This window comes from Hyphomonas sp. GM-8P (assembly GCF_003263315.1).
Lineage (GTDB): Bacteria > Pseudomonadota > Alphaproteobacteria > Caulobacterales > Hyphomonadaceae > Hyphomonas.
Map to the genome: position 1 here is coordinate 1 of NZ_AWFE01000096.1, position 9,274 is coordinate 9,274.

A 9,274-nucleotide genomic window follows, 5' to 3' on the forward strand; every position below is an offset into this window, starting at 1 on the left:
CAAACGAGGGATTTTTCGGGGAGCAGGTCACTTCGAAGCTTGGTTCAGCGGCATGAGGGGCTGGTCTACTTATTCTCCCAGAGGTGCAGAATACTCAGGAGTGCGGTCACGAATGCCAATGGCTGATCGAGCATCAAATGGTGGCGCGCCTCAGGTACGGCGATAATTGGGATGTCACCGCCCCCTAGCTCACGGATGTAGTCAGCCGAATCCTTGGTAAAGAGCTGACTCTTGGCACCATGAACGATGGTCTTGCGACCCGGCGCATTCACGAGTCGCTGGCCGATAGTGAGCCATTCCTCTGACTTATTGCTTCGCCGGAATACCTCGGGTGAGAATTTCCATGTCCAGTTGTCTCCGTCGCGCCGCATAGAATGATAGGCCATGTAATCTAGGAGGAAAGGCTCGCCAACCGGCTGGGGCGGGGAAAGGACGTATCTTTTGCGCGCCTCTTCATAGCTCGCGTAGGACCGCTTGGGCTTGTCAGGATCACCTGACCCCGGGCTGGAACGGCGTTGGTTCCAGTATTGCTCCAGGAGCTCGGCGCGCATGACCATGAGATCACAAATTACGAGGCCGGAGAAGTGATCGGGCGATTGCGTCACGGCAGTGAGCGCTGCGCCGGAACCGAAACTGTGCGCGACGATGGTGGGTTTGTGGCCATCTGCAAACAGATTGAGCGCCTCGGCAATCTCAACAAATTCGCGCCCTCTCGCTTCTGGATCGGCCTGCCCACGCATCTCCGAGTCGCCCATGCCGGCGAGATCGAACGCGACAACGTCATAGTCTTCGGCGAGGAATGGGGCGATGAAGGCAAAGCAGCGCGCGTGGGAGAGAAAGCCATGTGTCATAAGCACTTTCGGCTTGCTGCGGTCGCCCCAGCGAAAGTAATGCACTTTAGCATTGTCGATCTCCACATAACCTTCCTCGCGCGGCACTTTCAGGGCCGACACAAACCATTCCGGCAGATGCGAACCATCTCCAGCCCAGACGGGGCTGATATCGTCGGGAAAAACTGTCACTTTGGTTAACATACTCATTCCATCATCTGTTCGTTGCTGGTGGGTTTGTCGATCATGAAGCCGCGATACCCCTCGTTCGCTACTTCTTCGCAGAGTGCGACGTATCCAGACACGCTTGGAAAGTTGATCAGCTGACGCTTCCTGCCAGGGATATTTGCGCCCATGTACCAGGAATTCGCTTCTGGAAACAGTGTCATGGCGCCGGCCTGGGCAACCATTTTGGTCCAGTCAGCTTCTGCGGTCGCACAGGCTTCGAATTGATTACTGTCATTGTCCCGCATCCAGACGAGAAAGTCACAGATCCAGTCACCCTGTATCTCTGCGCTGGTCGGGCCGTTCGAGAAACCTGACGGGCTAAGTGGACCGTATGCAAACAGCATGTTTGGAAAGTCTGCTATCGCCATGCCGAGATAGGCGCGTAACCCGTCTTCCCAAGCTTGTGAAACAGACAGGCCGTTCGTCCCCGTGATGTTCATATCGACCATGCCGCCGCGCCCGGCATCGAAGCCGGTGGCGTAAACGATGAGGTCGCATTCCACCTCGCCGTCAGCGGTCTCTATCGCGTGCGGTTTGATCTGGGTGATGGGGGTTGCCTTCAGATCGACCAGATCGACATTATCCTGCGCGAAAATCTCGTAATAACACTGCTCGAGCGAAGGTCTCTTCGTGCCGAATGGATGGGGTGGTTCGGAAGGCGCGAGCTGTTCAACAAGATTGGGATCGGAGATCCTGTCGCAAACCTTGTTTCGCCAGAAATCATAGGCGTAGCGGTTCGCTTCGCGATTGATCAGCAGGTCGGCGAAATTGTGATACCAGAACCTGAGGCCGCCTTTCTGCCACAGATATTCGAAGTGTGCGGTGCGCTCTTTCTCGTCAACTTCGAGCGCCGAAACGTCCAGCGATTGAGATTCGAACCCTCCGCTGGTCTGCTTGCGCGTTTCGAAGATAGCAGCATAATCCTGCTTGTCGCGTTCTTGATCTTCCTTTGATAGCTTTTGCTGCCGCATGGGCAGCGCCAGGATTGGTGTTCTTTGAAATAGGGTCAGCTTCGATGCGGACTTCGCGGCTTCCTGCGCGACTTGCACACCGCTTGCCCCGGTGCCGATCAAGGCAATCTTGCGTCCGCTGAGATCGCCCCCCTGTTGTGGCCAGCGCGCCGTGTGAAACCATTCGCCTTCGAAATCCTCAATGCCGGGAAAATCAGGGATATGCGGCTTTGATGCGAAACCAATAGCGGGCAAGAGGAACCGTGTCGTAACAGTTTCCTCTCCGTTGAGTTGCAGGCGCCATTGCTGCGCCGCTTGCTCATAGTTCGCGCCTGTGACCCGTGACCCCATGCGCATCATGGGCCACAGCTTGAGTGTATTACAAACATGATGGAAATACGCTCTTAGCTCTTTCCATCCGGGAAATCGTTCGCTCCAGGTCCATGATTTCCACACTTCAGGTATTGAGTACTCGTAGATCGGCACCTGCGAATCCACTCGTGCGCCCGGATAGCAATTCCAATACCAGATACCGCCCGGCTCGGCCGCAGCATCCACCAGCAACACGTTGAACCCGGCGTTACGTAACTTGTGTAACAGGTAGATGCCGCTGAAGCCGGCACCGACGATTAGGGCGTCGTAATCAGGAGAAGCCCGCTTGCTCATCACGCGACCGTCAAACGCTCGGCGATTGCTTTCGCTGTTGCATAGTCGGCCTTGCCGTTGGATGCGCGCAGGGCTGTTTCCGTTGGATGGATGGCCTTTGGCGTTTTGTAGCCGGCCAATTGCTGACGAACATGGTCTTTGACGCCTTGCTCGTCGAATGCAGCGTCGCCACTCAGGTGCACGACGGCGATGACGGCCTGGCCCCATTTTTCACTCGGCACGCCCACGACCAGCGCGTCAGCGATGGCGGGATGGGTCTTGAGGACTTCCTCGACTTCTTCCGGATAGACCTTTTCACCAGCCGTGTTGATGCACACGCTGCCACGGCCCAGCAGGGTCAGGCTGCCATCGGCTTCGACCGTGCACCAGTCGCCTGGAATCGAATAGCGCACCCCGTCGATAGTGCGGAAGGTCTTGGCGGACTTTTCGGGATCCTTGTAATAACCCGCCGGGATTGCGCCCTTGCGAGCGATATATCCCGGTACGCCGCTGCCCGGCGTTACTTTCTGGTCGTATTCATCGAAGACATCGCAGAATTCACCGATCCCGAATTTCGCGGTGTTCGTACCCCCATCTGCGGTTGTGACGGAGAGGCCGAAGCCGAGCCCTTCGGAAGCGCCAAAGCTGTCCATCAGCACCGCTTGGGGGATATGCTTGCACAGGCCAGCCTTGACCTCCTTGCTCCACATCACGCCGGATGAAACAATGGAGACAAGGCTGTTTGTGTCCCAGCGACCGGGATTATCGTCCAGCGCCTGCAACATCGGTTTGGCAAAAGCGTCGCCCACAATTGAAATGCTTTCCACCTTGTGCGTATCAACCGTCTCCCACAATTCAAGCGCATCGAAAGATGGGTCCGACAGAGTCACGATGGCACCGCCCGACATGAGCGTGCCGATCGCAGTGATGAAGCCTGTCCCGTGCATTAACGGGCAGGAGGGAAGTGTACGTCTGCCCGGCCCTTGACTGGTGATTAGGGCGACGTTTTCCTCGACTGTTTGCGGAACGGGGCCGAGCAGCTTCTGGGCGTCCAGTTGCGCCTTGCGCATATCGTCGTGACGCCACATCACGCCCTTGGGCATCCCTGTCGTGCCGCCGGTATAAATGAAGAGCAAATCGTCAGGCGAGCGCGTGATGCCGAGCGCTGATCCATCACCTTCCTGCGCGAGAATTTCATAAGGGATCGCAAAAGGTGCGATTTGCGAAGCATCGCCAATTTCAACGAAGGTGTGAACCTTTCCGAGCCGGTCCTTGAGTTCGACGATACAGTCACGGAACTCCGAACTATAAATAATCACCTCGCTGTCAGAATCATCAAAAATGTAAAAAACTTCTTCGGGGCGATAGCGGTAATTGATGTTCACATGAGTCAACCGCCCCTTAAAGCAGGCCGCCATCAGCTCACCATATTCAGGGCGGTTGCGCATGTAGAAAGCCACCTTGGCGCCGTCGCTAGCTCCGCGTTGTCGCAACGCGCGCGCGACATTGTTCGAGCGCGCGGACATTTCGGGCCAAGTGATGATCCGGTCGCCGTGTATCAAGGCCGGAGCGTCTTGAGGCATGGCGGGCTCGATTGCGTCGAGAATGTCGCCGAGATTCCATTCGATCATGTTGCTTGATTCCTTCAAGACTGGGCCGCAAATCTCGCAGCCGTATACAATGAGTGTATTACGGGGCTTTTATCCAACCCTGTAGGGCTGCCAATTCGGCCCGCACCGTTTCGGGGCCTCCAAGCGCTTGCCGGTCGAAGCCAATACGTTTGAACCAGTAATGAAGACCCATCAGGTCCGTAAATCCCATTCCGCCATGCACTTCGGTGGAGGTGCGGGCGACAAAGCGATGGACTTCGCCTGTGTGTGATTTGGCATGGCAGGCGAAAATGGATGCATCCTCCGGTATCGAATCGAAGGCGTGGGCCGCATACCAGACAAGCGAGCGGCATGGCTCATGACGTGCGGCCATCTCCGCGCACATGTGCTTGACGGCCTGGAAACTGCCGATGAGCCGGCCAAACTGCTCGCGCTGGCCAGAATAATCGACAGCCTTTTCGATCATGGCCTGGCCTGCGCCAAGGCTGTCAGCAGCTAAGATCACACGGCCCGCATCGCGCAACCGGGCCGTTGTCGCGCCGTTATCGTCAATAAGCGGTTCTGCCTCTGTCTGTTCGAAACGCAATTCCCCGACACTGCGGGTGCGATCAATGGTCGTCAGCCGGATCGTCTCCAGTTTGAGGGCATCGGCTGTAACGAGGTGCAGCCGGCCGCCAGCGTCGGCTACGATGTAAGCGTCAGCTCCCTCGAAATCCAGGCAGAACAGGGCGGTTCCGCTGAGCTTCCCATCAGCAGAGGAAACGCCCGCCCCGTCGCGCGCCTCGACCGTCTCGGAAATCGCGACAGCGATACGCGCCTCGCCGTTCGCGATCTTCGGTAGCCATTGTGCTTTTTGTTCTTCGCTACCAGCCTCGCTCAGCGCGATAGGCGCAAGTACATGACTGGCGAGAAAAGGCACTGGCGCGACCATATAGGCGAGCTGTTCGGCAACTATGGCAGCGTCGAGAAGGGTCATACCGAGGCCGCCATGCTCTTCAGGTACCAGCATTCCGGGAATTCCCAAGTCCTGAACGGCGCCGAGCACTTTGTCGCTGAGTGGATTGTCCAGTTCGGCGCATTCGCGGACATGATCGAGCGGGCAGGTGTCCGCAAGACAACGGGCAACCGCATCACGTAACATCTGCTGGTCCTGAGATAATCCGAAATCCATTAGGCTGATCCCTGTTTGTGACGCTCTATGTCTGCGGTTGCTTTCGCCGCATCCGAAACCTTTGCGAGCTTCGGTTCGCGCGGCATTTCGAGGCCACGTTCGGCGATGATGTTTTTCTGAATCTGCGCGGTGCCGCCGCCTATTATGAGACCGAGCTGGAACATGTAGTTCCATTGCCACGCGCCTCCTTCGCGCTCTCGCGGGCTGCCATGGTAAAGCGTGCCTATCTCACCCATGGCGTCGATCGCCAGTGCTGAAATCTGGTGGGCAATCTCACAGCTTTGCAGCTTGACGATTAGCTTCGCCATGCCGCCTGACTCACCCTTGAGGCTGTTCGAAAGGATACGCATCCCATTGCATTTCATCGCTGACACCTCGGCCTGGAGCGCCAACAGCCGATCTCGCAGAACCGGATTGTCGATTGCGCGGGCCTGTCCGATACGCTCTTCCTGCATCAGGGCGATCAGTGCCTGTAGCCGGTTTTCGAGCGCGCCGGGATCACCCAGCATTCCGCGCTCATGGCCGAGGGTTGCATTCGCCACGAGCCAGCCCTGGCCCCGCGCCCCTACAATCTGGTCCACCGGAACGCGGACATTGGTGAAGAATGTCTCATTGAATTCGGCGTGGCCTGTCATCGTCTTCAAAGGACGAACCTCGATACCCGGTGTGTCCATCGAGAAGATCAGGTAGGAAATACCGCGGTGTTTTGGTGCGTCGGGCTCGGTCCTTACGAGGCAGAAGATCATGTCGGCCTGCTTCGCCGTGCTGGTCCAGATTTTCTGGCCATTGATGACGAAATTGCCGTCTTCGACTCGCGCCCTGGTCTTGAGGCTGGCCAGGTCCGATCCGGCACCGGGTTCAGAATAGCCCTGGCACCATACGATCTCGCCTTTCAGCGTGGGTTCGATCCAGCGTTGCTTCTGCTCCTCGGTGCCGAGTTCCAGCAAAGTCGGGACGAGCATCGAGATGCCCTGGTTCGTGAGCCCGCCCGGCACCCCGGCCCGTGAAAACTCCTCGGAGATGATGCGCGATTTGAGGATGTCGGGTTCCGCGCCGTAGCCGCCATACTCCGCCGGGATCGTGCGGGCAGTGTACCCGTTTTCGATCAGCAGCTTCTGCCATTTGACGGCTTCGGGTGAAGGGCGGGCTGCCCGAGTCGCACACGGCGGCGCAAGGTGGCTATGCGCTTCGATGAAATCGCGCACCTGTTGACGGAATGTGTCGTATTCGGGGCCGTAATCGAGATCCATATCGCTTCTATTCCTCGCAGGGACGGAAAACGGGCAGACGGAAGTCGTCCCCGATTGTTTCGAATGTCAATTCTACAGGAAGGTCGAGCCTGAGGCTATCATGGTCACAATCGATCAGACGAGTGGCCATGCGTACACCCTCTTCGAGTTCAACCACCGCAGCCACGAAGGGAATGTCGGCGGCAAATGCCGGGTGCAGGGCCTGGTGGGTGATGGTCCAGGAAAAAAGCGTACCCTTGCCAGTGCTGCGCTCCCACGAAAATTCCGGTGAGCCACACTTCGCGCACATATAACGAGGCAGGTGGCGGAGGGTGCCGCAATCGCTGCAACGCTGGAAATAGAGATGGCCATCCTGGCACCGATTCCAGAATTCCTGTTCGATAGGATCCTGCGGGCGCGGTTTCGGCTTGGGCGGAGCCTTCTGCGCCTTGAAGCGCATTTTAGGCGGCAGTTCGTTCTTGTCGCTCACGTAAACCTCCTGAGGATTGCGATACTCCCGTCGCCAAGGTCGCCCCAGCCGGTCACGAGGCCGGTCTGGGCATCTGCGACCTGACGCTCGCCGCAATCGTGGCGCAGCTGGCGGACCGCCTCAACAACATGGTTGAGGCCCCAGACATGCGCTTCGCTCAGCAAGCCGCCATGGGTGTTGATGGGATAGCGTCCACCCAGCTCGATCTGGCCATCAGCGACGAATTCGCTCTGACCGCCGGGTTCGCAGTAACCGAGCGCTTCAAGCTGCAACAGCACGATATAAGAGAAGCAGTCGTAGATTTGCAGAAAATCCATATCCTCGCGGGTGACGCCTGCCATCTCGAATGCGCGCGGGGCGGCATAGCTGAGGCCGATCTTGAAAGGGTCGGGGCGCGAGGGGATGTCGTCGGCGGGATAGGGGTGGCCCTCAGCCGCGCCTGCGATGCTTACCGGCACGTGCCGCATGTCCTTGGCCCGTTCCATGCGCGAGACAACGACCGCACAGGCACCATCGGTTTCCAGGCAGCAATCGTAGAGCCGGAAAGGCTCGGATATCCAGCGCGCCGAGTGATATGCCTCGAGATCGAATGTACGGCCATAATTGAAGGCTCTCGGATTTAGCTGCGCGTGACGGTTACATGCGAGTGCCACAGCGGCCATCGCGTCCGGCCCGACACTGTGGAGCTTGGAATGTCGCATGGCGAGCCAGGCATACATCTGCACCGGCAGGAACACGCCATAAGGAATGTAATAGCCCTGAATGGTGTTGGTCAGAGTGTTCATGTTCATCGGCCGGGTAGGCGGGGCACCGGCCTTGGGCCTGAGTGCGGAATAGCCATTCCAGCCCAGCGTTACGAGAACGTGGTCACAAAGTCCGCTGGCGATCGCCATCGCCGCGTTCTGGAGCGCTGTCGTCGGGCTGGCTCCGCCCATGTGAACGGTAGCCGCATAGCGCAATACGTCGATACCCAGATTGGCGGCCATTTCTTCCGATGTCGTGTAGATCGGCGGCGGAACCATGCCGTCGATGTCGGATGGCTTCAGCCCGGCATCAGCGATCGCCTTGCGGGAAGCTTCGAGCATCATGTCGACCGCGGTATTTTCGGCGCCCTTGATGAATGCCGTTTCACCGACGCCCGTGATTGCGGACCTGTCACTGAAATTGAAGGTGGATGTGGCGCTCATTTTTGATGCTTGTCCTGTTGGCTGGACTGCATGTCTCCGACAAACGAGCGGGAGAGTGCGACTTCCGCACCTTCGACAAGTTCACGCATCACCTCGGCTGCGGGCCGGATCGAATGGATGAGGCCAATTCCCTGGCCAGCAAAGCCAGGCATGATATCCTTGCGCTCAGCCTTGAGGCCTGAAGCCATAACCGGACCTGAAATTATCGACTGGAAAGGCATGGGCAGTGGTTCCTTGCCCGCAGCAACCCACGCATCGGCCCATTTGTTACGGATCATGCGGGCAGGCTTGCCGGTTAACGAGCGGCTTACGACGGTATCCGCGTCACCGCTTTCGGTGATTGCTTCCTTCTGAAAATGCTCGATGCCTGCTTCGTCCGTTGCGAGGAATGCGGTGCCGATCCACGCGCCTTCTGCCCCCAACATCAGCGACGCCGCGACACCGCGCCCATCTGAAATACCACCTGCACCGATCACGGGCACCCGATCACCGACCGCATCCACGACTTGCGGGATAAGCGACATGGTTCCGATAGGTGAATTGTGGCCGCCGCCGTCGTGACCTTGGGCGACGATCATGTCGATACCGGAATCGACCACCTGCTCGGCATGCTTGACCTTGCCGATCACCGCCATGACCTTGGTGCCGTTGGCGTGAAGACGGTCGATCCAGGGCGCGGGATTGCCGAGGCCCGCGGCATAGACCGGCACCTTTTCCTCAATCACCACCTCCATCTGCGCCTCGAAGAATTCTCTCGAGAATAGCTGGAGCTGGCTCTTGCCCATATCCGGCGAACCTGCGGCGCGCATCGCTGCTGCAGCATCGACTTCGGGAAGGTTCTCCCGCGCCATGAAATCGCGGGTAAACTCCTTGTATTCGTCGATTTTTGCCATCGGGTTGGCGGGCGCGTTACCGGATTGCGGCGCCGACCCCC

8 protein-coding genes are annotated in these 9,274 nt (G+C 58.2%); all 8 read right to left on the bottom strand.

The genetic code is table 11. The annotated features are described in order from the left end of the window. Window positions 1–65: 65 nt before the first annotated feature. Complete coding sequence (locus HY26_RS14965) at window positions 66–1,034, bottom strand: alpha/beta fold hydrolase (protein WP_233346312.1); 969 nt, start codon at window positions 1,032–1,034, stop codon at window positions 66–68. A 2-nt stretch (window positions 1,035–1,036) separates the two neighbouring features. Then, window positions 1,037–2,674: an NAD(P)/FAD-dependent oxidoreductase gene (locus tag HY26_RS14970; RefSeq protein ID WP_034766453.1), complete on the bottom strand. Its 1,638-nt coding sequence runs from the start codon at window positions 2,672–2,674 to the stop codon at window positions 1,037–1,039. Beyond that, window positions 2,674–4,284, bottom strand: a complete 1,611-nt coding sequence (locus HY26_RS14975) for an acyl-CoA synthetase (protein WP_034766454.1) — start codon at window positions 4,282–4,284, stop codon at window positions 2,674–2,676. The genes HY26_RS14970 and HY26_RS14975 overlap by 1 nt, the downstream gene beginning before the upstream one ends. A gap of 58 nt (window positions 4,285–4,342) precedes the next feature. Then, window positions 4,343–5,434, bottom strand: a complete 1,092-nt coding sequence (locus tag HY26_RS14980) for an acyl-CoA dehydrogenase family protein (protein ID WP_034766455.1) — start codon at window positions 5,432–5,434, stop codon at window positions 4,343–4,345. Further along, window positions 5,434–6,684, bottom strand: coding sequence for an acyl-CoA dehydrogenase family protein (locus HY26_RS14985; protein WP_034766456.1), 1,251 nt, complete (start codon window positions 6,682–6,684; stop codon window positions 5,434–5,436). The genes HY26_RS14980 and HY26_RS14985 overlap by 1 nt, the downstream gene beginning before the upstream one ends. 7 nt (window positions 6,685–6,691) lie before the next feature. Further along, the gene (locus HY26_RS14990; RefSeq protein ID WP_081806136.1) at window positions 6,692–7,153 is read right to left on the bottom strand and encodes a Zn-ribbon domain-containing OB-fold protein; all 462 of its coding nucleotides are present in this window, start codon (window positions 7,151–7,153) and stop codon (window positions 6,692–6,694) included. Further along, complete coding sequence (locus HY26_RS14995) at window positions 7,150–8,340, bottom strand: transporter (RefSeq protein ID WP_034766457.1); 1,191 nt, start codon at window positions 8,338–8,340, stop codon at window positions 7,150–7,152. The genes HY26_RS14990 and HY26_RS14995 overlap by 4 nt, the downstream gene beginning before the upstream one ends. Beyond that, the coding region (locus tag HY26_RS15000) for a nitronate monooxygenase family protein (RefSeq protein ID WP_112073965.1) at window positions 8,337–9,274 on the bottom strand (938 nt) is incomplete at its 5' end. The genes HY26_RS14995 and HY26_RS15000, both read right to left, overlap by 4 nt.